25 protein-coding genes and 2 pseudogenes are annotated in these 26,085 nt (G+C 34.8%); 14 read left to right on the top strand and 13 right to left on the bottom strand.

Going from position 1 to position 26,085, the window contains the following annotated elements; translation table 11 throughout:
• Positions 1-11 precede the first annotated feature (11 nt).
• The 3 genes from ACFX4N_RS26510 to ACFX4N_RS26500 all read right to left on the bottom strand — a co-directional run bounded on the left by ACFX4N_RS26510 (position 12) and on the right by ACFX4N_RS26500 (position 3,358).
• A complete protein-coding gene (locus ACFX4N_RS26510; RefSeq protein ID WP_057275067.1) occupies positions 12-881 on the bottom strand; it encodes a permease in 870 nt (289 codons plus the stop codon).
• A 517-nt stretch (positions 882-1,398) separates the two neighbouring features.
• Complete coding sequence (locus tag ACFX4N_RS26505) at positions 1,399-2,361, bottom strand: TIGR03943 family putative permease subunit (protein WP_057275066.1); 963 nt, start codon at positions 2,359-2,361, stop codon at positions 1,399-1,401.
• Positions 2,362-2,371: 10 nt separating this feature from the next.
• Complete coding sequence (locus tag ACFX4N_RS26500) at positions 2,372-3,358, bottom strand: permease (RefSeq protein ID WP_057275065.1); 987 nt, start codon at positions 3,356-3,358, stop codon at positions 2,372-2,374.
• A gap of 732 nt (positions 3,359-4,090) precedes the next feature.
• On the opposite strand from ACFX4N_RS26500, the gene ACFX4N_RS26495 reads away from it, so the two are divergent.
• The 6 genes from ACFX4N_RS26495 to ACFX4N_RS26470 all read left to right on the top strand — a co-directional run bounded on the left by ACFX4N_RS26495 (position 4,091) and on the right by ACFX4N_RS26470 (position 8,525).
• Complete coding sequence (locus tag ACFX4N_RS26495; protein ID WP_240530883.1) at positions 4,091-4,381, top strand: hypothetical protein; 291 nt, start codon at positions 4,091-4,093, stop codon at positions 4,379-4,381.
• Between the two features lie 317 nt (positions 4,382-4,698).
• On the top strand, positions 4,699-5,007 hold the full coding sequence (locus tag ACFX4N_RS26490) for an HMA2 domain-containing protein (RefSeq protein ID WP_102055962.1): 309 nt from the start codon (positions 4,699-4,701) through the stop codon (positions 5,005-5,007).
• A gap of 18 nt (positions 5,008-5,025) precedes the next feature.
• Entirely contained in the window at positions 5,026-5,559 is a 534-nt protein-coding gene (locus tag ACFX4N_RS26485) for an HMA2 domain-containing protein (protein ID WP_011106162.1), read from the top strand.
• Positions 5,559-7,673, top strand: coding sequence for a heavy metal translocating P-type ATPase (locus ACFX4N_RS26480; RefSeq protein WP_194719283.1), 2,115 nt, complete (start codon positions 5,559-5,561; stop codon positions 7,671-7,673). Before ACFX4N_RS26485 ends, ACFX4N_RS26480 begins: the two co-directional genes overlap by 1 nt.
• Complete coding sequence (locus ACFX4N_RS26475) at positions 7,645-8,235, top strand: HMA2 domain-containing protein (RefSeq protein WP_011106164.1); 591 nt, start codon at positions 7,645-7,647, stop codon at positions 8,233-8,235. The genes ACFX4N_RS26480 and ACFX4N_RS26475 overlap by 29 nt, the downstream gene beginning before the upstream one ends.
• A 65-nt stretch (positions 8,236-8,300) precedes the next feature.
• On the top strand, positions 8,301-8,525 hold the full coding sequence (locus tag ACFX4N_RS26470; protein ID WP_011106165.1) for a hypothetical protein: 225 nt from the start codon (positions 8,301-8,303) through the stop codon (positions 8,523-8,525).
• A gap of 742 nt (positions 8,526-9,267) precedes the next feature.
• Here ACFX4N_RS26470 and ACFX4N_RS26465 read toward each other — a convergent pair.
• Positions 9,268-10,122, bottom strand: a complete 855-nt coding sequence (locus ACFX4N_RS26465; RefSeq protein WP_029320988.1) for a helix-turn-helix transcriptional regulator — start codon at positions 10,120-10,122, stop codon at positions 9,268-9,270.
• A gap of 121 nt (positions 10,123-10,243) precedes the next feature.
• Here ACFX4N_RS26465 and fabF point away from each other — a divergent pair, with 121 nt between their 5' ends.
• Positions 10,244-11,479 carry a beta-ketoacyl-ACP synthase II gene (gene fabF / locus ACFX4N_RS26460; RefSeq protein ID WP_029320986.1) on the top strand — a complete coding sequence of 412 codons (1,236 nt, stop codon included), beginning with the start codon at positions 10,244-10,246 and terminating at the stop codon, positions 11,477-11,479.
• Positions 11,480-11,752: 273 nt separating this feature from the next.
• Here fabF and ACFX4N_RS26455 read toward each other — a convergent pair whose 3' ends face one another.
• On the bottom strand, positions 11,753-11,995 hold the full coding sequence (locus ACFX4N_RS26455) for a hypothetical protein (protein WP_098547516.1): 243 nt from the start codon (positions 11,993-11,995) through the stop codon (positions 11,753-11,755).
• Positions 11,996-12,151: 156 nt separating this feature from the next.
• On the opposite strand from ACFX4N_RS26455, the pseudogene ACFX4N_RS26450 reads away from it, so the two are divergent.
• A pseudogene (locus ACFX4N_RS26450) lies at positions 12,152-13,417 on the top strand (Y-family DNA polymerase).
• A gap of 254 nt (positions 13,418-13,671) precedes the next feature.
• Here ACFX4N_RS26450 and ACFX4N_RS26445 read toward each other — a convergent pair.
• The 3 genes from ACFX4N_RS26445 to ACFX4N_RS26435 form a co-directional block, all read right to left on the bottom strand.
• Positions 13,672-14,652: an aldo/keto reductase gene (locus tag ACFX4N_RS26445; protein ID WP_098278898.1), complete on the bottom strand. Its 981-nt coding sequence runs from the start codon at positions 14,650-14,652 to the stop codon at positions 13,672-13,674.
• A gap of 84 nt (positions 14,653-14,736) precedes the next feature.
• Positions 14,737-15,039 carry a carboxymuconolactone decarboxylase family protein gene (locus tag ACFX4N_RS26440; protein ID WP_244659772.1) on the bottom strand — a complete coding sequence of 101 codons (303 nt, stop codon included), beginning with the start codon at positions 15,037-15,039 and terminating at the stop codon, positions 14,737-14,739.
• The gene (locus ACFX4N_RS26435; RefSeq protein ID WP_244659773.1) at positions 15,018-15,491 is read right to left on the bottom strand and encodes a carboxymuconolactone decarboxylase family protein; all 474 of its coding nucleotides are present in this window, start codon (positions 15,489-15,491) and stop codon (positions 15,018-15,020) included. The genes ACFX4N_RS26440 and ACFX4N_RS26435 overlap by 22 nt, the downstream gene beginning before the upstream one ends.
• Before the next feature lie 240 nt (positions 15,492-15,731).
• Here ACFX4N_RS26435 and ACFX4N_RS26430 point away from each other — a divergent pair, with 240 nt between their 5' ends.
• From ACFX4N_RS26430 to ACFX4N_RS26415, 4 genes are all read left to right on the top strand, one after another.
• Positions 15,732-16,634, top strand: a complete 903-nt coding sequence (locus ACFX4N_RS26430) for an AraC family transcriptional regulator (protein WP_098197472.1) — start codon at positions 15,732-15,734, stop codon at positions 16,632-16,634.
• 1,236 nt (positions 16,635-17,870) lie between these two features.
• Positions 17,871-18,071 (top strand): cold-shock protein, encoded by a 201-nt coding sequence (locus ACFX4N_RS26425; RefSeq protein WP_013056497.1) that lies wholly within the window; start codon positions 17,871-17,873, stop codon positions 18,069-18,071.
• 241 nt (positions 18,072-18,312) lie between these two features.
• Complete coding sequence (locus ACFX4N_RS26420) at positions 18,313-18,525, top strand: hypothetical protein (protein WP_013060056.1); 213 nt, start codon at positions 18,313-18,315, stop codon at positions 18,523-18,525.
• 104 nt (positions 18,526-18,629) lie between these two features.
• Positions 18,630-18,914, top strand: coding sequence for an AbrB/MazE/SpoVT family DNA-binding domain-containing protein (locus ACFX4N_RS26415; RefSeq protein WP_013060057.1), 285 nt, complete (start codon positions 18,630-18,632; stop codon positions 18,912-18,914).
• A 21-nt stretch (positions 18,915-18,935) separates the two neighbouring features.
• Here ACFX4N_RS26415 and ACFX4N_RS26410 read toward each other — a convergent pair whose 3' ends face one another.
• The 4 genes and pseudogenes from ACFX4N_RS26410 to ACFX4N_RS26390 all read right to left on the bottom strand — a co-directional run bounded on the left by ACFX4N_RS26410 (position 18,936) and on the right by ACFX4N_RS26390 (position 22,889).
• Positions 18,936-19,580: a hypothetical protein gene (locus ACFX4N_RS26410; protein WP_029320968.1), complete on the bottom strand. Its 645-nt coding sequence runs from the start codon at positions 19,578-19,580 to the stop codon at positions 18,936-18,938.
• A 515-nt stretch (positions 19,581-20,095) separates the two neighbouring features.
• Positions 20,096-20,997 (bottom strand): annotated as a pseudogene (locus ACFX4N_RS26405) (Rpn family recombination-promoting nuclease/putative transposase).
• Between the two features lie 318 nt (positions 20,998-21,315).
• The gene (locus ACFX4N_RS26395; RefSeq protein WP_053488554.1) at positions 21,316-21,690 is read right to left on the bottom strand and encodes a hypothetical protein; all 375 of its coding nucleotides are present in this window, start codon (positions 21,688-21,690) and stop codon (positions 21,316-21,318) included.
• Positions 21,691-21,707: 17 nt separating this feature from the next.
• On the bottom strand, positions 21,708-22,889 hold the full coding sequence (locus tag ACFX4N_RS26390) for an Alp7A family actin-like protein (RefSeq protein WP_057274227.1): 1,182 nt from the start codon (positions 22,887-22,889) through the stop codon (positions 21,708-21,710).
• 709 nt (positions 22,890-23,598) lie between these two features.
• On the opposite strand from ACFX4N_RS26390, the gene ACFX4N_RS26385 reads away from it, so the two are divergent.
• The gene (locus ACFX4N_RS26385) at positions 23,599-23,955 is read left to right on the top strand and encodes a hypothetical protein (protein WP_199866543.1); all 357 of its coding nucleotides are present in this window, start codon (positions 23,599-23,601) and stop codon (positions 23,953-23,955) included.
• Between the two features lie 172 nt (positions 23,956-24,127).
• On the opposite strand, the gene ACFX4N_RS26380 is transcribed toward ACFX4N_RS26385, so the two are convergent.
• On the bottom strand, positions 24,128-24,493 hold the full coding sequence (locus ACFX4N_RS26380) for a DUF3888 domain-containing protein (protein ID WP_098278165.1): 366 nt from the start codon (positions 24,491-24,493) through the stop codon (positions 24,128-24,130).
• Positions 24,494-24,855: 362 nt separating this feature from the next.
• Between ACFX4N_RS26380 and ACFX4N_RS26375 the strand changes: the two genes are divergently transcribed.
• Positions 24,856-25,704: a pentapeptide repeat-containing protein gene (locus ACFX4N_RS26375; RefSeq protein ID WP_199866544.1), complete on the top strand. Its 849-nt coding sequence runs from the start codon at positions 24,856-24,858 to the stop codon at positions 25,702-25,704.
• Positions 25,705-26,085: the final 381 nt, after the last annotated feature.

Below are 26,085 nucleotides of genomic sequence, written 5' to 3'. Positions count from 1 at the left end.
ATCCCTCCTTTTTAATGAATGATTAGTAGAGATAGAACTAATACTAGAATAAACACGTATACAAATAGTGAGAAAACAAATTTTGTCTTAAATTGGCTCAACATCATTAATGTATTTTTTATATCGAACATAGGACCAAATACTAGAAAGGCTATAATTGCACTATCATTAAATGTACTTCGAAACGATGAAGCAATAAAAGCATCAGCTGAAGAACATAGCGATAAAATATAAGAGAGGCCCATCATTACTAAATTTGAAGATACTACGCCGTGCCCGAGATCCATCAGGGTAGAGGTCTTCACATAAGTTTGCATGGCAGCTGCGATTAACCCCCCGATAATGACAAATTTTCCAACAGAAAAGAATTCATCAATAGTATGTTTAAGAGCATCTCCTATTTTTTCACTCATCTTCTTGGAAGCAGTGTGTACATGTATTTCATTTTTAACTTGTGGCGTTTTAAATTGAAAGGCTAAAATTAAACCTACTATTAAAGATACAAGAAAGGCAACAACACCACGTTCAATCATGATTTTCCAATCATTACCGAAAGCCACAAATGTCGCAAATAGGACAACAGGATTAATAATAGGCCCTGTTAACATGAACGGAATAGCAGCATATAAGGGAACACCTTTTGCCATTAAACGTCTTGTAATAGGAACGATTCCACATTCACAAGCTGGAAATAAAGCTCCAATTACACTTGCCAGAACAATTGCCCCAAACTTATTTTTAGGGATAGCTTTTGCCATCATTTCGTCCGTTACAAAAATTTGAATAATACCAGAAATAATTACACCTAATAATATGAATGGTAAAGCTTCAATTAGAATACTAATAAAAATGGTGTTCATTTGTAAAAGAGATGAACTCATTATACTCACTCCAACTAAGAAATAATCATGGTGCTTTATATTTAAATTTTCTATTTGTTTCTAAACATAAAAAAAGCCCCTTTAAATAGAGAGTAATATCACGTACAAACATTGATATTACACTATTTACCTAAAGGGGACAATCTCACAATAAAATACATATATACAATAGTCGTAACAAAAAATTATCTTTATAACATAAACAAATAGTAGTCTCAAGGAAAGTGAGCTTAATCAAAACCATAAAGACCATATTATTTAAAAATGCAAATTCAAACAAATCTTTGGATATCATATTCTTTTTATACAAAGATCCTTTAATATTTACATGAACATTTCTTTTTACATTTGTACTTTATCATAGAAAAATGAAAGAATGGTGAAAAGTCATCTAATATTTTTCACCTTCATTTCTAATCATACGTTTTGCAGTACTTTAACATAATAATCGGAGAATATAACTATTTTGAATGCGTATAGCTTATCATTAATGAAGTAGATCTATCTTAGAATATATCTATTCACCAGGACCTATGAGCTGTTCACCCTGATAAAGTTCATATACGTATGGGTTATTAGGTTGATGAATGGACTCAATCTGTTGAACCTGAACATAGGGGACACTTTCTCCGTTGTACGTAGTTTTTTTGAGTACTCCTTTTATATGAACCCAAGTATCTTTTTTTAATGCTGAGGCATTTTCTAGTGTAGACAATAAGCCGTATACAGATGCATCTGCTACACAACAGGATATCCCAAAACGAGCAACAACAAATTGATTATCTTTAAATCCTTTTTCACGATATACAAAGCCGTTGACCTCAATTTTCTTTCCAATAAACTGATTTGTGTTGTTTTCAATAATGTTCATGACTGGAATATAGTCGGTGTCATTTATAGAAATCTTTGGTTGTTTGACTAGCTTCTTTTCGAGTAATTCATAGAAACCTTTAGGGGCCACTTTAGCAGCAATACTATTTTGATGTGTGGTTGGAACATTCTTTGGCGTTTCATCTGAATCTCCAGACAATAAATCATTCGTATCTTTTTCCAGTTCTGAATTAGTGACTTCAATTTTTTCATCATCTGCGGGTTGTTGCTGATTATCAGATGTATTAACTGAAAAACTTAACCCTCTTTTTACTGCAACGGAACTATCAAGTGTGTGATTTGAAAATAAAAAGCCACTCATAATAGGTAATAGAAATAAAGAGTAAATAAACGTTGTTCGGATTTTTCCTTTTTCCATATGATCATGACTGCATTCACAAGTTAGATCCTTATTTACGCTACTTCGCCAAATTTGTATAATTCCCAACAAAAAAAAGGTGCCAGAAGAAAATAATATAAAAGGCATCATTTTAGGCGCGATATATTGAACGATTTTACCCGTTAATATGAGTTTAAACATAAGTAGTGAAAAGCCAATTAGTAATATCCCCCTTATATAGACAACAAACTGCTGATCAATTTTTTTCATACCACTTCTCCTATCTACTAACTATTCCATAAGTCATGACGACGAGATACACAATCACAGTGATGATAAAAATAAGGCTAAATGCGAAACGTTTTTTAAAAAAAGACAATAGCATAATTGTGTTTTTAAAATCCATCATAGGCCCATATAGCAGAAAGGCAAGAAGAGCCGTAGGTGAAAATGTATGAGAAAAAGATGAAGCAACAAAAGCATCTGCTTCTGAACAAAGTGACAGTACATAGGCAAATCCCATCATAACGGCAGAAGACGTGTAATCATTGCTGGCAAGGCTTGTTACTAATTGTCTATCTAAAAAGGTTTGAAACAGGCTTGCTACGAGTGCACCAAATAATAAGTATTTGCCCATGTCGAAAAATTCATCACCGGCATGATATAACGTTTGTTTTAATTTATTGCCTACGTTTGCTTCTTCGTGTTCGTGAACGTGTACATGTCGTAGCTGATTTGAATTTTTAAAAAAGAAATAAACGGATAAACCAATTAACAGACAAGCCACAACAGCCAGGCCCATACGACTGTAGACGATGGATGTATTTGACTGGAATGCATAAAAAGTAGCAGCAAAGACAACGGGATTTAAAATGGGTGCCCCAACTAGAATGACAATGCCGATATGAAGAGGCATTCCTTTTTTTAATAACCGCCTTATAACTGGAATAATGGCACATTCACAAACCGGTAAAAGAGCACTTACTAGAACAGCTGGTAAAAGAGCTATATACGGATTTTTTGGAATCAGACGTTGAATGAATTCTTCTGAGACAAATACTTGAATAAGGGCAGATGCAAATACTCCCAGCAAGATAAAGGGGATAGCTTCAAGTACAATGCTTAAAAAAATGGAGTTTACATTTAATAAAGATGCTGGAATGGCTAAATCATTTGTATTTATATCAACAAAGAAAAAACAGTAACCAAAAAGCATTAGTAACAGCACACCAATTAGGTCTTTACTTAACTGTGATAGAGTCGTCATAATCTATCGTTTCACCTCCAATTACTAGAACTATATGATAGAGTTTGAACAAGTTATGCACCTAATAAAAAGAGCTAATATAAAAAATTTATTTAAAAGATAAAAACCTCTAAAATAATGATTATATCCCTTGGTTAAAACGTAATGTTTACGATTTGATATATATATTATGTGAAAATTATAAGATATAGAACTGAGAAAAATTAATACATTTAGTTTTTCCATTTCTTATCTTAGCATCATTGAATTCAGCACTAGAATATAGTGGGTTTTTCAAGAACATAGTTACTAATTGGAGATTTGGCTTTCTGTAATCTCTTCATTTAATTGGTGAATATTACAAAACACATTTTGAAGGATTGGACTTAAATAAATGGATAGCTCTGCTTAAAGAAACCCATGCGAAAGTTGTCCTTAACGTTAACATAAAAGAAACTAAAATTAGTACGGCAAACTGCACACTAAACTAAATTAAGAGAAAGACTGACCGAGACAGTATATAGAATTTCTTATAAACATTGCTCTTTATGATTCGTTTTGGAATAGCTATATCTTCATTACCACCCATATTTATTGCTTTCGAGACAATAATTTTCCTTAAGGAAAATTTAATGGTATAAAGAAAAATATTTGGTTTATTCTAATACTAAATATGAATATAGTGAGAGTGGATATATGAATTATTTGTATGGTGGAACCTTCCTGTTTGTTGGCCTATTTTTAATCAATGTTTTGTTTTCGTATCAAAATAAGCATATTGATCCAGATTTTGGGACTACATTAAAATACCAAATTTATGCTTTCCCGTTATTCTTAATCGCTAATATGTTAATTGGATATGGAATCAAATTTGGATTTAAAGCTATTCATAACTTAACATTTGTTTTACTGACATCGAAAGGGATGGAAGTAATAATTGCCGTGTTAATGGGTTACCTTTTCTTTAAAGAAGCTCCTACGTGGAAAACCTTACTAGGAATTTTTATTATAGTTATAGGGGTAGTTATTTCTAAAATGAAGTAGAGAGGGTGACAATTCAGTATAAACTAATTAAAAAGAAAGAGGTATTATAAAAAATCAATAAAATATTCTTTACCTATCAAACAAAGAGACTTTAAACATCTACAGTAAAGAAAAAGAATGAAAGAATAACACCTTTCATTCTTTTTTATATAGATTAATTCTTTTTATAAAAAATATATCTATCATTATCTTAAAAAAGAGATAATTTTATTGCTTACTTGCGCGTAATAAAATTTACATTATTTTAATACTTATATTGTTATAAAATATATAAGTTGGTAAAATGAAGAAAAATGATTGGTGGTATCTAGATATTAATGAGTATTAAAGAAAAGATACTAATGAAACATGCAGAAAGAAAACTACATAAGTTACAAATTGATCTTGTGCATTTTATTCCAGGAAGAATTAGACTTCGTTCAACTGTTTGGAAAGAGAATGAAAAACTAGTTGAATTAATTATTTTAAATTTGAAGTCTCAACCCCTTGTTTATGACGCAGTATTTACACCAGATACCGGGAGTTTACTTATTACATATAAGGCTTCTTATATGACAAATAACAAAGAACTTGAAGAGTGGTTTCAACTTATTGAACAAATATATCAAGAAGAATATAGAGCTTAAGGAAAGGGAGGGATGAGCATGCTTCCTACTGTAATTGGTTTAGGTGCCTCTTTTATTGCTCCAAAAATTATGTCTCAATTCCGTGATCAAAAAATAAAAGTAGTGCATGCGATGCCGGGGCGACTGCGTATACAATGTGACAGTTGGAAGCACCGTATCATTGCACATGCTCTAACGGAAGAAGTAAAAAAACATCCTCTTATTTTAACATCGGAAGCTTCAGAACTAACCGGAAGTTTAGTGCTTCAATTTGTTGTACCTCATATTAACCAGGAAGAGCTAGATGAACTGATGAATTATATCGTACAAATAGCAGCTAACGCCATTTTAAACAAAGATGCTACATTGATGAATGGCATGACTAACACACTTGGATTTATAGATAAAGGGATTAAAAAGCAAACTAATGGCTTTGCTGACTTTGATAGTTTATTTGTTCTATTTTTATTAGGAAAAGGAATTCAGACGTTTGGAAGTGCGCCTGCTTTCTCTGCAAGCTTACTTTATTGGTCATACAACATCATTAAGGATAAGGGGGAAAAGAATAGGTGATGATGTTCGGGGTAAAGGTAGCTCATTCTCTCCCTGGAAGAACCCGATTTTATATACCTAAACAGCTAGAGACAAACCATATTGAAACTTGGTTACGCTCTTTTCCAGGGGTATATTCTGCAAGCTATAATCAAGTAACCGGAAGTCTACTCATTTATCATCATATTACTCTCTCTTTATACAGTCTAAAATCGTTCATCCATAAATATAAACATACACTCAAGCAAGCAGCATGTTCATGGAAAAAGGCTATACCTATCATAGCTTGTGGAACTATTTTTTTAGTTAACTGGTACCTTCAACGTTCTTCGTATCCTGCTATAGTAAAAGCACTATCCTATTGGGTTAGCACCTTTACTGCTATTGGTACTTCCTATGAGGTAATTAAAGATGGTGTTATTCATGTCCTAAAAGAACGAAAAGGTAATGCTAATACATTAACAGCTGCTTCTATATTCGCTTCTTTGTATATGAAGAATCCAGGATCGGCTTTAATTATCACTTTGATGTCTACTATTAGTGAGCTGCTAACAGACTATACGTCTGAACAAACCAAGCATTATATTCACTCCGTCCTAAAATTAGATGTCTCATATGCTTGGAGAGTAAAGGAAAAGGGCGTTGAAGAAAAGGTTTTAGTCGAGGATATTGAAGTTGGTGATAAGGTTGTAGTTTTCACTGGAGAAAAAATTCCCGTGGATGGAATCATAATAGAGGGGAATGGTACAGCAGATGAAGCTTCAATTACTGGGGAGTATATGCCACGAGAGGTAAGTGGTGGAGATAATGTGTACGCTGGAAGTGTTTTGCAGAGTGGACACGTTACTGTAACAGTTGAAAAAGTAGGAGAAGATACATCCCTCTCTAAAATTGTGAAACTATTGGAGGAAGCACAAGATAAGCGCGCTCCTATTCAAAATATAGCCGATACAGTAGCTGAAAAAATGGTTCCTGTTTCTTTTGGTTTGGCACTGCTTACATTTTTTTTCACTCGAAACCTTAACAGAGCGATGAGTATGTTAGTTATTGATTTTATTTGCGGAATTAAATTATCAACGGCCACAGCTTTATACGCATCCATTGGACGTGCTGCAAAAGAAGGGGCTATTGTTAAAGGCAGTGATCATATTGAAAAGATGTCTAAACTAAATACAGTTATTCTTGATAAGACTGGAACTATTACAGAAGGAACGCCTGTGGTTCAGCAAGTAATTGCTGCTGAAGGCTTTAATCAAGAAGATGTCATTCGTTTAGCTGCAGCAGCTGAGAAAAATTCTACCCATCCTATTGCTGATGCAATTATGAAGCAAGCGAAAGATTGGAACATTTTAATTCCTATTAGAGACAATAATGCTCAGGTAGAAACAACGGTAGGAAAAGGAATTTCCACTTGGTTAAATGGTAAAAGAGTTATTGTTGGAAGTTTACGCTTTATGAATGAATTAAAAGTTAAAACAACCAACTTACTTCAACACATGCAAAACGACGAAAATGTGATTTATGTAGCTTATGATCAAACACTTGTAGGAGTAGTTAGCATTTTTGACAAAATACGTTCTGGTATGCACCGCGCAGTGAACAATCTTCGACATCAAGGTATTAACGACATCATTATGCTTACTGGAGACAAGAGAACGGTTGCAAGAGAGATGGCGCGTCGCTTAAAACTGAACTGGTATCATGCAGAGGCTTTGCCAGATGATAAAGCCTTTTATGTGAAGAAGTATGGAAGAACGGGAGCTGTCATGATGGTAGGTGACGGCATTAACGATGCACCAGCTTTAGCTCATGCTCATGTAGGTGTAACGATGGGTGCTAAACGAACAGACATTGCTTCAGAAGCCAGTGACGTTATTATTACGTCTGATAACCCAGAAATGCTTTCTGAGTTAGTTGGACTATCTAAAAAGACCATGAACATTATTAAACAAAACTTTATTGCCACGTTTGCTATTAATGGTATTGCAATATTATTCGGTGCTTTAGGTATCTTCTCTCCAATTGTGGGAGCAGCTATTCATAATGCGGCCACTATTGGTGTAGTAATAAATAGTGCAAGAATTTTATGGTTAGGGAGGGAAACCAATGAATCCCAAATTCTACGTTCTGCATGATATACCAGGTCGTATTCGATTTCATATCCCAGCATTGAGAGATAAGAAAAATCATGTGGAGATTGAGCATATGTTTTCTGCTTTAAAAGGTATAACAAGTGTGAGAATAGAACCCACCATTCAAACCATGCTTATTCACTATGATGTTTCACAACTTTCTCGCAATACCATTTTTCGTTATATATCTATCTTTTTTCAGCAAACGCGTTTAGATCCACTAGATGATATTATGATTCAAATGGATCCTGCCACACGAAATGATTGGCTACGTACATTGTTTTCTGGGGGATTACTTCTACTAGCAGGTATTCGAAAATCCTCTTTTTATAAACCAGATGCACTCGTATATGGAGCAGTAGTCGCAACAGGCTATACGGTCTTATCCCATGGTACGAGCAATAAAATGAGGCACCCAGATATTTTAACTGGAATTGTTACGATGTTATCTCTAGGGCCATCAAATATGCTATATGTAGCGATGATTACATGGATTGTGAATGTGTTGGAATTGTTACATGAAAAGCAGAAAGTGCAATCACAAAAGTTATCTACAATTACGTAAGATATTCATTCATACCTTTTGTATGAATTGATATAAAAAACTTAGGATTATGGGGGAGTTTTATAATGATTAATCGCGATTTTCTAATGGGATTTGTATCAGGAACAGTGGTAGGCGCAGTAGGCTACCGTTTATATGAACAGAATGGTGGGCAATTACAACGTTTGGTTCAACCTAAACAGGCATATGGTGGACAACAAACTATTTCATCTTATCAACCTTCTATGGAAGAGCTTCAAGCACAGAAAGAGCGTCTAGAAGATATGATTGCTGAATTACAAGTAAAATAATGATAAAAAGAGTGAGAGATAGTTCCAGGCTACCTCTCACTCTTTTTATTCATAATGAGGGAATCATTTTTAAATGATGAAACGCTTATTTACCGTATGCTAAAAAGTTTCCTGTGGTAAACTCTTGTTATTATTATATTCTGCAATTTGAAAATTATCAATAATTATAGAGGAAAATGTTCTAATTTTACAAATGAGCAGAAGGAGTAATTTACTTTTTATTTAAACAGCGTTAAAAAATTACAAATAAAACTCTTGACTTTACCTCTATAATTTTTGAAGAAAATTGAACGTACCGACCGTAAAAGTATACTTTTACGGACGTTGAGTTTGTATAAAAAATTTATCATTCTCGACGTTCGTTTAAATTTAAAAATAATTTACGAACGTTCTTTAAAATACATGTAGTTTTACGAACGTTTTTAGCAAAGTAATAGATTGAAAAGTCTACTTCCTATAATCAAACTTATGTAAACTCTAAAGAAAAAAGCTACTCCCTTACCCATGGAAGTAGCTTTTCCTTAGAACATCATACATGAAGAATAGTAGGAATTGGGGTTCCTATCCTCTTAGTTTGCTCTAGAAGTTGCATTTTATTCTTTTATTTTAAGTAAAAAAGAGAACACCAAAGGAATAATAACAAGCCTTCATCATATCGCAAATTTTTGCAATTGATTTGCATAAAAAACAGTCTCGAAGTAAGAGACTGTCATCTTAATCTGCTTACTATAATAAGATTTCTTTATAATTTCTCTATAGAAGCTCTTTTCATTAGCCGTTTTAACTTATTTTCCGTATCCGTTTCCTCTACCGGTGTGTAGATACTACACCGCAAATCCATATCCCCTTGAACTTGGAGGGAAGTTAAATTAAATAACATTTTCCCTGCTTTGGCATGTCTAAATTCAATAACCATTTCGGGAGCTTTACTTACTTGGCTTTCATTCCATAAGGCTTGGAATTCTGGATGTAAATGACTCATCTGACTAATAAACTGGTTGTACCATTCATCACCTAAATAGTGTCCATAATAGGTACGGAAAATAGCAAGAAAACCTTTCGCAAAATGCTCCCAATTGACAGCTAATGCTTTCAATTCTTTTCGGGCGAACACTAATTGAATTAGATTTCTTTGATCATTTGGAATTTGTTCGAAATCTAGAAAAACATGAGCTGCTGCGGGGTTCCATCCTACAATATGGCAATGGCGATCTGTCACGATAGTCGGACAATAGGTTAATTCAGCTAGTATTCGCTTTAGAGAAGGGCTAAGCTCTAATTGATCTTTTTTTGGATGAACAATTTCTAACTTTGTTTCTAATGCTAGATCATATAAATAGTCTCTTTCATCGCTATTTAGTTGTAGAGCTGTAGAAATACAATCAAGCACAATAGAAGAAACTTTTATATCTCTTCCTTGCTCTAACCATGTGTACCAAGTGGTACTTACCCCTGCTAATTGTGCAACTTCTTCTCGTCGTAATCCGGGTGTCCTTCTTCGGGTTCCAGCTGGTAACCCAATAGACTCTGGCTTAATTTGAGCACGTTTAGCTTTTAGGAATGTAGACAGGGCCTCAAGCCTAGTTTTATCGTTCATTTTTAAAACTCCTCATCATACAATTTACCCTAGTAGTAGTTATACCAGGATAAACAATCCCTTGTAATAGGATAAAAGGACTGTAAAATACAAGTATATTATTGATTTGGAGTGATGAAAAGTGGAAAGAGTTGTGATTACAGGTATGGGAGTAGTCTCTCCTATAGGAAATAACATCAGAACATTTTGGAACAACCTAATTAAAGGAGAGTCCGGCATCTCCTCTATAGATACATTTGATATTACTGACCATAAGGCAAAAATTGCAGGAATTGTTCGGGATTTTGATGCAGATGAAATTTTAGGAAAGAAAGAAGCAAGGCGTTTAGATCGCTTTTCCCAATTTGCTATAGCTGCAGCTGAACAAGCCTGGGCAGATTCTAAGTTAGATCTCAATCATATAGATCCAGAAAGGTTAGGCGTATACGTAGGTTCAGGTATAGGCGGCATTGAAACCTTAATTGAAAATATTGATGCACTTAGACAGAAAGGGCCAAGGAGAGTCAGTCCAACTCTCGTGCCGGGTATGATTTCTAATGCTGCTGCAGCACAAATTAGCATCAAGTGGAATGCAATGGGCCCTTCTATGTCACCAGTTTCTGCCTGTGCCATTGGAAATACTGCTATTGGCGAAGCTTTTAGACTTATTCGTTCTGGAGAAGTTGATGCTGTGTTTGCGGGTGGAACAGAGGCTGCTATAACTGACTTGTCAGTAGCCAGTTTTGGGAATGCTACCGCATTATCAACAAGAAATGACGCTCCTACTCAAGCTAGCCGTCCTTTCGATGAAGACCGTGATGGATTTGTCATGTCAGAAGGAGCTGGAATTCTAATCTTAGAATCTCTGTCTCATGCTTTGCGTAGAGGAGCAAAAATTTATGCAGAAGTCATTGGATACGGTGCAAGTTCAGATGCACACCATATGGTTGCTACACATCCAGAGGGTAAAGGTGCTTATCTTGCAATGAAAGCAGCTTTAAAAAATGCAAACATACCCCTTGAAGAGATTGATGTTATTAGTGCTCATGCAACAAGTACAAAAGTGGGTGACATCTCTGAAACCAAGGCTATCAAGGAACTGTTTGGAAAACAAGCTTATCAGATTCCAATAACAGCTAATAAATCTATGATTGGTCACATGTTAGGAGCAGCTGGGGGGGTTGAAGCAATTGCTTTGGCAATGAGCCTTAAGGAAGGCATAATTCCTCCAACAATAAACTTAGAAAATCCGGATCCATTATGCGATTTAGATTATGTACCAGGTATTGCTCGCCAAGTAAAAATAAATACTGGTGTATCTAATTCATTTGGGTTTGGAGGTCATAATGCAGCTATTGTTTTAAAGAAATACGAGTGACTATATTTTTAGGGAGTTTAAATCCTTGATAAAATATAATTGCAAATTGCTATTTAAGTTGGAGTAAAGATACCCAAAATCGAATCCATCTGGCAAACCATGCCCTAATTATAGAAGTTCCTTAGGTACTCGCTGAAGAGCCAGATTAATGTCCTTTTATATCCTAACTGCCACCCTAAACTATATTTTCAAAATACTAAAAGAAATGTTGAGAAGTGACAAGCAAGCATTAAAGTAAAAGAGCAAACTCTAGTGACAAGGAGTTTGCTTTTTTTATTTATGTCTTTTGAAGCCAAAACTCACCATATAAGCTATTACCAAGGAGATAACAGTAGCAATACTAACCTTTATGTAAGAAAGTTCTAAGGCCCACGGACCGTATTTATGTGGATTCAAACGATACATAGACCACCACTGTCCATTTACACCTTCAAAGAATGAAATGACGATCCATAAAAGAACCAAAACTAAAAACCATGAAAAAAAGATAATATAATTAGAGCGTTTTTTAACCATTGCTCAATCCTCCGTCTTCTCAATTCATCTACAATATTCTTCTCTCTTATTATAGTAACAATAATCGGGAAAACTTTAGAGTTTTTATTGAATAAAGAACTTTTGTCCGTATATAATATTGAGAACGAACGTTCTTTTATTTAAGGAGTTCTTTCAATGGATTATGGGCAGCTACCAAACAGAGTGATTATTTGTATAGACATGAAATCGTTTTTTGCTTCGGTTTCTTCTGTCATACGGGGCTTAAATCCGTTGAAAACAAGGCTTGCGGTGGTAGGAGATATCAAACGGTCAGGATCGGTTGTGTTAGCTGCCACACCTTTATTAAAGAAAGAAGGAATCAAAACAGGAAGTCGCCTCTTTGACATTCCTAAAAGGAAAGATATCCATGTGGTGAATCCATCCATGGAGAGATATATCAAGGCTTCGAACTATATTTCGAGTTTGGTGTTACAGTATGTAGCTCCTGAAGACTTTCATGCGTATAGCATTGATGAGTTATTTATTGATGCGACAGCTTCTTTGCATTTATTCGCTAAAACACCAGAAGAACTGGCCCATAAAATCATCAACGAGATTTATCGCAAGACATGGCTGACAGCTACCGCAGGTATCGGTCCGAATCTCTTACTGGCGAAGGTGAGCTTAGATCATGAAGCCAAGAATAGCCCAACAGGAGTTGCGTATTGGCGATATGAGGATATTCCCTTTACGTTGTGGTCCATTCATCCGATGAAGGATTTCTGGGGGATCTCGTCTGCTACGGAAAGACGCTTAAATCGTTTGGGCATTCACTCTATCAAAGAACTCGCTCTTTCTTCAAAAGAGATGTTACAAAAAGAATTTGGCATACTAGGCGAAGAGTTACACCAACATTCGAACGGGATTAATTACAGTCGCATTTCTGATGTATATATTCCTAGCTCTCGTTCCTTTGGAAAGAGTCAAATTCTATTCCGTGATTATACAAACCGAAAAGAAGTGGAGTTATTGCTGTTGGAGCTATTGGATGATGTGTGTTTCCGTTTACGCATGCATTAAGTGGTGGCTCAAACGATTCATTTATCCATTGGCTATAGCAAACAAACAGGTGGAGGCTTCTCCAGACAAAAGAAAATGGGAAGAGCTTCAAACTTAAGCCAAGATATTTTCCCGTATTGCTTAACCATCTTACATACATATGATAATGGAATGCCGATTCGCTCCATTGGGATCCCCTTATCAAACACAAGCATTGAAGAAGAGGAGCAAATGAGCTTATTTGATGACATCGATCAGCGTGAAAGAGCCTATGCTCTTGCCAAAACGATTGATGACATTCGACTGCGTTATGGCAAGAATAGTGTACTACGTGCGTCTAGTCACCTTCCTTATTCAACAGCTCGTTATCGAAACGGCCTTATGGGTGGCCATAAAGCTTAAGTAGGAAAAAGAGATGGAACATAGAGGAATGAAAGTAACAACAGTATATTATAAGTGTGAATATAAAGTATACAAAGATTGTCATTCACCTATTATTGTTTCTTTATAAGGTAGATAACAATAATAAAAATATGCAGTATCTATAGTATTCATAGAAATAAATATTAGGAGACGAAATCAAAGGTTAAAGTAAGGAAAAACCCAATCTTACCATTACAGAAGATTGGGTTTCCTCCTATTTATCAGCAAAACACTTAGTTATGACCAACTATTGGGTGTGGTACATATGGATCTTCAAGAAACGCAATTTCTTCAGGTGTTAACTTAATCGATAAAGCATCTACTGCATTTTCAAGATGTGATGTTTTCGTAGCACCAATTATAGGAGCTGTTACTGGTTCTTTCTGTAGTAACCAGGCAAGTGCAATGTGTGTACGAGGAATACCATGTTTTTCTGCGATGGATGCTACCCGTTCTACAACCAATCGATCTGAGTCCGCAGTCGCATCGTATTTAGATTTTTGAATTTGATCTGTCTCGGAACGATGTGTTGTTACTGACCAGTCACGGGTTAATCTCCCTGATGCAAGAGGGCTATATGGAGTGACACCAATTTTCTCTTCCTTACAAAGAGGTAACATTTCTCGTTCCTCTTCACGGTATATTAGATTTAAATGGTTCTGCATGGACACAAACTTAGTCCAACCATTTTTTTCAGCCACATGTAATGCCTTTTGGAACTGCCAAGCGTACATGGCAGAAGCACCAATGTATCTTGCTTTTCCAGCCTTCACTACGTCATGTAATGCTTCCATCGTTTCTTCAATAGGAGTATCGTAATCCCAGCGATGAATGATATAAAGATCTACATAATCAGTTTCCAGTCTCTTAAGACTTTTATCTATTTCACTCATAATTGCTTTTCGGGAAAGACCAGAGCCATTTGGACCTTTATGCATTTGTCCATGTACTTTAGTTGCTATGACAACTTCATCACGATTAGCATAATCCTTAAGAGCTCGTCCAAGATATTCCTCACTTGTACCCAGTGAGTATACATTTGCTGTATCAAAAAAATTAATCCCTAAGTCCAGGGCTTCTTTTATAACAATGCGAGAGTCATCTTCATTAAGCACCCATTGGTGAAGCCATTTGTTGGCGTCCCCAAAACCCATACATCCAAGACAAAGTCGAGATACATCTAAGCCTGTATTACCAAGTTTTACATACTTCATTTAATTGCCTCCTACTTTTCTAATGAGTCATACACTTTTTTAAAAAAAGACCTTAACGGTAACAACTTTTTTCAGCAAGGTCTCTTAATTTTTAGGAATAATTTCATTGACACATGCTAATGTGTTAAGTGTTCTAGGAAAGCCCATATATGGTAGGCAGTGAGTGATAGCAGTGATTACTGTTTCCTTGTCATTGCCCACATTTATGTTACCCTGCACATGTGCTTTCACTTGACCTTCAGCGCCGCCCAACGCGCTTATAATACAGAGCGTTAATAGCTCTCGGGTTTTCAAATCGAGTCCGTTACGAGTATAAAAATCTCCGAAGCAAAAAGCAGAAAGAAATTCCTGCATATGCTTTTGATTTAATGGAGCACTCTCCTGCATTTTTTTATGCCATCTCTAAAAATCTCTCCTTGAGTTGCAAGCCCCTTTTGAAAGCGATTATCTTCATCGACCGTCTTTTGGCTTTCAACCGGTAAAGCGATATTCTTTGCTTTGAATACCTCATTAACTTCATTGATAGCATTTAACGTTTTCGGAAATCCAATATACGGAGCACATTGGTAAACCGCCTCTTTGATTTCTACAGGTGTTAGCCCAACATTCAATGCTGCACTAACATATGCTTTTAATTGAGGTAACGTCTGGTTAGTAGAAAGAACCACCAAGGTAATTAACTCACGCTGTTTGTCATCCAGATTACCTTGATAAAAAACTTCCCCAAAAATAAAATAGCTCAGAATGTCCTGGAAATCAGGATCAGTGGCATGTGTACCAGGTACTCCTTCACCAAATAGCTGTTTGAATTTTTCTTCGCTCTTTTCGATACGATTCATAAACAAGCCTCCTGATAAAAAATAGACAAGTTCACATTTATATTAGCTACTTTTATTACAGTTGATTGGTTGTGAGCTTCTTTGAAATCCTTTTTCCTTAACGCTTTTAATTATGTCATAAATATCAAAAAAGCCTTAGCCTATTATTATCAAGTTTTTGCCTAATCCTCTCAAACTTTCTTACAAAATCTATGACTATCAGGTATAATGAACCGAAAATAAAGAAAAGGAGAATAAGTTATGTCTAACACACCCTATAAGCAGCAATATGAACTTTCTAGACTCATTGAACGCCTTTGCAAGCAGGACGGTGTTCATCCTACTACCATTCCATCTTTATTTCTCATCCGCGAATCCATTATTACTGAACCTATTTCTAGGGTTAACGAGCCATCTTTTTGCATTATCCTCCAAGGAGAGAAGGAGGTATTATTGGGAGAGGAAAGATTTTTATACGGTCCTGGCCATTATATTGTGGCATCAGTTGACTTACCAGTTACAGGTCAAGTCATCAAAGCCTCAGCCGATGCCCCATATTTAGCCTTCAAACTTGAATTTACCTCTAGCCAAGTTTTAGAGGTTTTGAATGGCACAGATTTTAAAACGGGGCAGGGAAAGAACGCAAAACGAGCTATGTACGTTAGCGAAATAGAGCCATCTTTGTTGAACGCCGTAGTAAGGTTAGCATCTTTGCTAGGCACTCCAAAACATATCCCTGTTCTTGCTCCATTATTAAAAAAAGAAATTCTTTATTGGATTTTGCAAGGTCCACATGGCGAAGCGCTTGAACAAATGGCATTAGAAGGTAGCAATGCCTCTAGAATAAGAGAGGTTATAGATCATATCATCAATAATTACGAAGAGTCTTTTCGTATTGAAGAGCTTGCTGAAATAGCGAATATGAGTGTTTCATCGCTACATCGACATTTTAAAGATGTAACGGCAATGAGTCCCATTCAGTTTCAAAAACGACTGAGATTGCAGGAAGCAAGGCGCTTGCTATTAGCTGAGTCATTAGATGTAGCTGATGTCGCATTCAGGGTGGGATACGAAAGTCAATCGCAATTTAGTCGAGAATATTCCCGAATGTTTGGCTTTCCACCTAGAGTAGATATAAAGCGAATGAGAGAACACTACGTTTAAATAAAGAAAGATTGCAGATTGTAAAAGGTGGTACTTAAATTAAAGGGTACTTTAGTTCGATAAAAAATAGTAATTTTAAGATTTTCAACAATCTGGATTTTTAATGGAAGAAAGATTAAAAAAATAATTATCCATGTACACATAGCTAAATGAGTAAAAACAATTAAAACAAAAGATTTTTTTATTGAATCTTGATAAAATGAAAAATGGCGTCCATTCGCCACTATGCCAGAGTAATACAGAGAGTTAAAAGAAATGAATAAATAAGCAAGTAGAAGTAGCTCAACCTGTTTTAACAGAAGAGCAAATAGAACAAATCAATTTCACCTTTATTGAAGCCTTACATACAAATAAATAAGTATACTGTACATATTATATATAACAAAAACGGGATGCAAACGATTATGCATCCCGTCATGTGAAGAAGGAAAAAGTAGCTTTTAATGCAGCATATGATCTTTAAGGAACACCTCATTTACGTAATTGCATTGCCTAATGAAACAGTAACTTGAAAAAGTATATTCTCTTTAACAAACACCTCATTTAAGCATTGAGCTAAAAAAATATACAATGTGAACGAAATCGTTCTTGGTCTGGGACAAACACCTCATTTGTATAATTATAAATGAATATTATTGTCTACCCATTATATATATTCTTACTACGTTCATGACTACCATCCCCTTATGAATCAAACATACATCGATTTACAATAAGGTTTTCTGAAATATACCTGCTGTAGACACCTCATCCCAAATGTAAGAAGCTTTGTAATGATTAGTTGTAATCAATAACTTGTTTTCCTTCTTCCCTAAATAGAATATCCCAATAGCCTATTTATAATTCAGTAAAGCTAACAGGTGTTTTTTGGATTACATGTATCCTTCATCTATAAGATAGATTAAATAACGAAGTCTTATTATGGATAGCTAAAATAAACAGAGATATGTATGTATCGATTCATTTTATTCGATGTATTCGAGCATCGAAAAGCCATGCCATTTATGCCGTATCATAAGTTTTTGATAGGGGAAAGATGAATAGATGAAATTGTTAAAGGTATTGTTTTCCTTATTTGCTATCAATCCTACTACATGTTACACTGCAGATAACTTATTTTTGTTCGGTATATTGAGAAAAGAAAAAACCCTAATTAGAAGTTTTTATCTTGAAATAGTATGTTTGGGCAAGAGTGGTAATACATTTGTGGAGTATTCCACAGCAGGAGGCAACATTATGACACAAGGTACAGTAAAATGGTTTAATGCAGACAAAGGTTTCGGTTTCATTGAAATCGAAGGCGGAGACGATGTATTCGTTCATTTCAGTGCTATTCAAGGTGAAGGTTTCAAATCATTAGAAGAAGGTCAAAAAGTTACTTTCGATATCGAGCAAGGTCAACGCGGAGCACAAGCTGCTAACGTTCACAAAGCATAATCAAAAGTAATTAAAAAAAGGACTCCTGTAAAGGAGTCTTTTTTTATGGTTTTATGATTAGAAAACCTTTATTTACCTATAAAGAAATAGATGTAGAAAAAGAAGCATTCTTATGCGTAAATGGCATAGGCATGCTTCTTTTTTCTGCAGATATAGGTTATACCTATACATTTTCTTTTACAATTCAACATATTAAACCTTATTATGGAATTAAACTCAAAATAAGGTGGGAGATGCTTGTATGAGAGCTAAGATTGAGAAAGCGAACCATGTAGTGATGTTTGAAACAACTGGTGAGTTTTATGCACACGAAGTGACTCAAGGTCCTAAAGTGGGTTTCTTTGCTTGCCCCTCTTGTGGAGTAAAAGTTTATCATAAACAAGACCATTTCTTTTCGCATGATCATGCGCGTACGTGTACTTACGTACAAGAGCAATCTAAGATAAAGTTCTAAAACTGTATCCTAAAACCGAGTTTGTAAATTTATTATTGGTTAATTTATACATTTATAGTATAATATTAAAGTTGTAGTTGTGAACGTATAAAAGGAGAGTCAGCATGAAGGGACTAAGTACGTTGAGAAAGATAGATGCAGTGGGTCGTATAGTGATTCCTATTGAGCTAAGAAAGCTACTAGATATAGGTAAAGATGATGAAGTAGAGATTATATTGGAAGATGATCATATAGAGATAAAAAAATACAAAGAATCTAATGAATGTCTAATCACAGGTGAGATAACGCCTCAAAGCCGTAGATATGCAAATAACTTAGTTCTAAGTCCATTAGGTGCAAAAATTTTATATAACGAAATAAAAGACAAGCAAAAAACCTTTGAATCATAAATTCAAAGGTTTTTTATTGAATTATTTTTTATGTTGTATACTCTCTAACCAATTTTGGACAGAAGATCCCAAACTAGTTGCTCCTACTTTTAATTCATCCATAATATAAGAAATCAAATTGTGTAGACTGTACTCTTCTTTATAAGGATTATTTTTATTGATGAATTTTAAAACCTCTTTTAATTCCTTTATTCTTCCCTGGTCCAATTCTTCTTCTAAATGGCGAGTCATGTATTCATCAACAAAATCAGAATTTCTAATGCTAGCCTCAATTAAGAAAGATGCTGCTAATGCTGGAGAACAATCTAAAGCGTAAGCTAAGCGTTTTAGAACATCATACGTTTCTCCATGTCCATCCTTTAAGCGAGTAGAAACACGCTCTTTTTCTATATTTCTATATAAGTGTCTAATTGGCTCTTTAGACATATCGCCCATATACACAGTGCTGCCAAAACTAAATCCTCTTCTAAAATAATTTGATAAATAGTCCATCACTTTTGAAGAAGCAAGGCCTGATATACAAATTGACTCAACTACACTTTTTACAGGTGTATTCGTAATATAAGACAATCGATAAATACATTCTTTAAGATCAATTGGAAGTGACGGTTTTACATCTCGTTTTTTGTCACTTCGGATTTTTCTTTTCTTCTCTTCTACTCTCACATAATCACTCCTAAAATCTAAAATTATCTCTAGGACAATGACTTTTTGTACATACCTAAAACATGTATATGGCAGGGGAGGGAGGAGCATGTATATTTTTTTGAGATAGTGGAAAAAACTTATAATACTAGAACATGAGAGGAGTCTTTTGTATGAAAATGACGAAGGAAGAAGCACAAGAGATCGCAAAAAAAATAAAAGAAAACTCTAATAAGTACGGATTGCCTGTAAAAAAAAAGAAAAATGCTAGCGCAACCTAAAGCCGGATATATAAGAAAAAGTCTTCAATTTAATAAAAAATAGAAGACTTATATTTTTCTACTATAGTACGCAATAACATTTATTCCACTGTGTAATGAAGATACGATAAATGTGGGTAAATCTTATAAAAAAGAAATGACTTCCTTAATATTACAAATACCATAGCTTCAAATTAGATGTGTCGATAGAGAAAAGTTAAAAAAGATACTGCCTGATAAAAGTAATTTATCAGGCAGTACCTTTTCAAAATATGATTATTGGCGACGTAATTTATCAATTTCTTCTGGTGTAAGGTTTGTAAATTCAGCGATTGTTTGGTTATCTAAACCCTTTTGAATCATACTTAAAGCTACTTTTATGATTCCTTTCTTTTCGCCTATTTCTTCACCTATCTGTTTTCCTTTTTCTTCTCCAAGTTTTTCAGCTCTTTTTAACGCTGACTTTTCATCTAACAATGCTTTTCTTCGTGCTTCATATGCTAATAGCACTTCTGGATCTTGGCTAACACGTTCCCATTCATCCATCGCTTTCTTTAATACTTGATCTTCTTGCATCGCAATCTCCTCCAATACCTGAGTGATTTCTTCATCTTCGGATGCTTCAAGTAATAATAACCATCGCACAAGTTGATCTTCTCGTGGATCTACCTCTCTGTTACGCCATTTAATGAGTAACTTAGGTAACTCCATAAAATGAATTTCTAGCATATCTGTTAAGAGTAATTTCTGCTCTCGCTCATATAACTGAAAGGTCGAGTGATAATTATGAATATGAGATAAATAACGGAAGTTCACAATATTAATGGTAATCGTTTTACAAAGCTCTCCGTAGTCCATGCCTTCTTTCATTTGACTACTATACATTTTAGACCAGTAATAGAGTGTTCGTTTTTCCATGTCATGTTTGTTATTAAGCTGAATTTCAATATTGACGCGGCTTCCATCCTCTAACTGTGCGTGTACGTCTAAAATAGAGCGTTTATCTTCTTGGTTTTCTTTATTAAAATGTGGGTCTAATAACTGCACCGTCTGAATTTTTTATCAACTGGAAAACGGAGTGCTGCGTTTAAAAAAGCAGCTAAAATAGATTCATTCCCATGTGTGCCAAATAGTGATTTAAATGCAAAGTCGACACGCAAGTCTAATCGTTTTTTCATAATACCCTCCATCATTTCCATGTTTGTTATTAGTATACCATGACTGTACTGATTCCTTCTATCTAACACTTTAGGAACAAATTGAGTATCAATACGGTATTTATCACACCTAATTATGAATGTTCTTCGGACAAAGAAGCAAGAAGAGTATTTAGAATAAATAGAAGTACTCGTGCTGATTGCTATTGCTAATAAATAAAATCCTCTTTGCCATTATTCTTTTAATTCGAGGACGTTCTTTGTACATATGAGAATACATTTAAAACCAATAAACGACTGAAAGCAAAAAAGCTACTAGTATTCCTAGTAGCTTTTTACTTAAAAATCGCTATATTCCTCTAAATCATCATCATCTAGAGAGCCAGATACCTGTTCTAAATCTGCAATCTTACCTTCTTTTAAGGTTTGACTTTCTGAAGGCTTGTCTTCTATATCCTCTTGCTTGACTACAAAGCCATTAGCCTTAGCTAATTGTTTTAATTCCTTCAGTTCTGAATTGATATGTTCAAGAAGTTCTTCTGTTCTGTGACCTGAATCTACTTGGTCGTTAGATGAACGATGAAGGTCCCGAACAATTAAAGATGAAATATAGTCTCCTAATTTTCGAGACTTCGCATATTTTGCAAGTATGTCATAGACTTCATCACTCAACTGGTTGGTCTTAATTGTAAAGGCGTTTTGACGCTCTGACATGGTTATCACCTACGCTGTTAGGATTTAACGGCTTTCTTTTCAGCTTGTTTCTTTTGAAGGTAACCGATGCTTCGGATTTCTAAGCCAAATAAGTTCAAATGACGGCTATCTTCTGGTACTTTATGATATTTCTCTGTACGTTCTTCACCAATCTTTTCGATCATGCTTGTCATAATGGCTACTTTTAGTGTCGGAGCAACACCACCACTATATACGTATTTACGGATTTTATTTGCCGGTGGTGGGGCCACATCATTTAACTTCGCTAGTAAAATCTCTACATATTCTTTCAAAGAAGATGTAATTTGAGCTGTTAAATCAATGGATGCACCTGTGTTTTCATTTTTTAACTCGAATTTTTGTTTACTGTAGTTATCTAAAATAAATTGATCAAAAGCACGTAAATCTGTAAACAGCTCAGGGAACTTCTCTTTGCGCAATTTATCAATATGAGCTAAATAGGGAATACCTTCAATACTTTGGAATGATTCACGGCTGTTCGCAGCCTTTAATCCTTCTGGTAAAATAACGACATCAATTGATCCCCCACCGATATCAACCATCACAGTTTCACATTCTACATATTCATTGGCGTCTTCGCGGTCTTGAAGTGTTAGGTCTTTCTTTAACGCAAAGCGCGCAATTTCGCCTTCTTTTAGGCAAGCACTTTCGTCCACAGCTACTTTTAATTCTTTTTCAAACCCTGGAGTATGAATACGGAATGTATGATTACCTAAGAAGCGAGTGGCCATGGCTTTTTGCGCTTCACCGAAGGTACTTTCTTTTTTTAGTAACCAGATTGGTAACATCGTAGAGAAATAGTCAATTGCAATGTTGTTATCCTTCTGATCTTTTGCATGCAACGCATGGTAGTATGCAATGGCAGCCAAAAATGTCACATAAGGAATATGGCTTGTAATTTTGTTATGTAAACGATTGATGTGATTGTTGGCAAGTTGTTGACTTGCTGCAATGTCACCCACTAGGAAATAACGCTCTGTCTCTTCGTCACCAATTGTTGTAGATAATAGGATACGCTTTTTAAATTCTTCTGGTGCAGTTACCGCATCTGTAAAGAATGAATCAGCAGCTTCTTTTTGGAGTTCTACTACGTTGGTTGGAAAGTCAAATAGGTATCCATCCATAATATTCATATCGACTGAGTTCCCACAGTCCTTGTTAAAACGTGAAATTTTCATCTCTATACACCTCGTTTTTAAGTTGAACTTCTATTGAACTCATTATACACAAAAAAGGGGTAATGTTCAATCCTTAAGTTGAACTTATTTATCATCAAAAACTTACATATATCAACAATTAAATTTGATTAGTTGAACTTATTATAAAGTTAAGAGATAAAGGTTAGGGAGTGGTTCTCATAAAATGAAAAGATGATAAGTAATTTATAATGAAAAAGAAAGTATAAGGGGAATATGAATTTCACATAAAACAAGTAGATAGTTTTAAAGCTTCAAAAGGAAAATAAGAGGGCACACAAAAACAATTCTTAACTAGAAAAATAAATTTTCTACACTATATTTTAAAATATAAAAAGTGGTTATATAAAAACTTTTGGGTTTTAATTCCATGATAAAGCGAACAATCAATACAATAGATTACTTATAAAAAATAAAAGTTTGTGAACGTATACTTTTTTGAACGCTTTTTCAACTTTAGGATAATGTTATAGGTCTATGAATATTTCCTTAAGGTTAAAGAACCGATAATCATTGTTATTTGAGGTGAAAGTAGTACAAGGTAAGGTAAACTAAACAGGAGTTTTATATAGGAAACAAAGCAGTATGAATTCCCAAATAGTAAACCACTTAACTAGACAAATTATTGAAAAAGCATCATATTTATAAGTGTTGTGTTTGAATATAAACTAGTCAAAGGGGTTTTACTATATTGAAGTTAGTTTGTAAAAGTTGCGAAATAGAAATTTCTAACGTATTAACAGAACTAAATGACATAAGCCTGATCAAAGAGGAAATGGAGGAAGATTATATTCCTCAAGGTTATTTCTTAATTGTGAATGAAGAAGATAAAGTCGATGAAAAAGGTACAATTATTATAAATATGAAGGACCTAATCAATTCTAAGCATCATCCAGATGGAGATCGTTTAAACGGATGCTGCGGTTTAGATGGCTTAGACGGTATGAACAGAGTCTGTTTAAATGACCATGAAATTGGTACTGAGAATTCAGATTGCTGGATGCCTCATTACATAGCTATAAATCCGAATATGGTAAACTTCACGTAAAGCTTTTCCCATTCCTTCATTGAAGAAAAATAACTTTTTTTAGCATTGATGTAGGAAATATGGTTTTATGGGAACAACAATGACAGTTAAAATCTCATATTCCTTTTCTATTCACTTCAATAAATATAAGAAAAAAGCGTCAGAAACGTTTCTAACGCTTTTTATTTACCCATTATCCTTCAACCTTCAGAATCTTGACTTCATTGCTCACCGAAAATGTGATTACCAAAGGTCCTTCAGGTGGGTTGTGTGGACCTGTAAACGTATGGTATTTCACCTTCACCACGAAATCATAGTTCGAAAACCCACCCGATACACGCTTCAAACTCAAAATATTTGCATTCCATAAACTATAACTACGATCAGGGTATTTCGTTCGAATCGCTTTCTCTGCATAGGGGTTCAGCAGCATCAAAAAGGCATCATAGAAATCCGTATGCTTTTGTGTGATGGACGGTTTGGGAGCAGCTTCTGTACAAGTGGCCATTCTTCCTGTTAAGCATAGGACAAGAGCTGTGGCGACGATGAATCGTTTCATCCGTTATCCTCCTGTTAGTATTTGTTTTAGTTAGTTTCTCCATATGAAGATGGACGATACAGAGGGTGAAAAAACGATATTGGAAGCTTACTTTTATGCAACTATACGCGCGTTCAGTGCCTCCTAAAGCATTGCTGTAACAACGATGTATAAAATTCTGCATAAATGACAAAACGAATAAGCAAACAAGCCCTTGTGTACCAAGAGCTTGTTTTTTGCGTGTGTACCGGAAAGAGACTTTATGTAAACTAGCTTTGTATATCATATACAATAATAAATCCAAACCACTAACAACCTTTATTTTTCTTATAATTCTTATTATTATAAAATTATAGAAATTTATAGGGGAGGAATGTATTGTTTTGCCTAACAAACTAGAAATAGATAATAAAGTTCGAGAAAATTTACGTTCGAACTGCTCAAATTGTTTTGGTTTGTGCTGCGTAGCTTTACCTTACGCAAAATCTGCTGATTTTGCCTTTGACAAAGATGGTGGAACTCCTTGCCGTCATTTACAGTCAAACTATTCATGTTCCATTCACGAAAATCTTATCACTACGGGATTCAAAGGCTGTGTGAGATATGAATGTTTTGGCGCTGGCCAAAGGGTTTCTCAAATGATTTATGGAGGAAATGATTGGAGACATAACAAAACAAGAGCTAAAGAAATGTTTAATGTGTTTCCAATTGTTCAGCAATTGCATGAAATGCTTTGGTATTTAAGCGAGGCACTTGAATTCCAAGCTACGAATTCCATTCATAACGATTTAAGGATTTCCTTTGAAGAAACGGAACGTTTAATTAGACAAACACCAGAAAACATTTTAAAAATTGATGTGCACGAACATCGAATGAAAGTTAGAGAATTACTTTTACATACAAGTGAATTGATCCGTCCCAAAACATCTAGTAAAAAGTTGGGAAAGAAATTTAAGCGTAGTAGTGATTATATTGGAGCTAAGTTAAGAAGAGCTAATTTAAAGGGAGCATTATTTATAGCTGCTGATCTTAGAGAGGCTGACCTTAGATTAACGGATCTTATTGGAGCAGACTTCAGAGATGCTGACTTAAGTGGTGCTGATCTTACAGGAAGTATTTTTCTTACTCAAGCTCAGGTGAATGCAGCAAAAGGTGATTTACACACAAAGTTGCCCTCTGCTTTAACTATCCCAGGACACTGGAGAAAAGGAGCTCAAGGACTAGTAAACTAGTTCTTGAGCTCCTTTTCGTCCCTATAATGATGATTATGGTAACTAAAAATACAGACTCTATACAGTCGGAAAATAGAAAAAGACTGTCTCTTTTCACTAAGAAGAGGCAGTCACTTTCTGTACAGTGATTAAAATGTTGTGTTGACGCTTTGTTGGACCTTAAATAGTTTGCTCAAGATATCAAAATTTATTTATTTACATAAAAGAAAAAAACGAATTATATTAAATATTAATTTTAATTGGAATCTCTCTTTACAAACGTCATATTCAGGCGTATAGTACCTAACATACATATATAATCTTGCTATTTTCATACCTTTTATCGCTTAATCCACTAAGGAGTGGGGGACCCATTTTTGTGTGCACTTGCACTTGGGGTGA

This window comes from Priestia sp. YIM B13551 (assembly GCF_042787905.1).
Lineage (GTDB): Bacteria > Bacillota > Bacilli > Bacillales > Bacillaceae_H > Priestia.
This window is presented reverse-complemented; position numbering and strand designations above follow the sequence as displayed.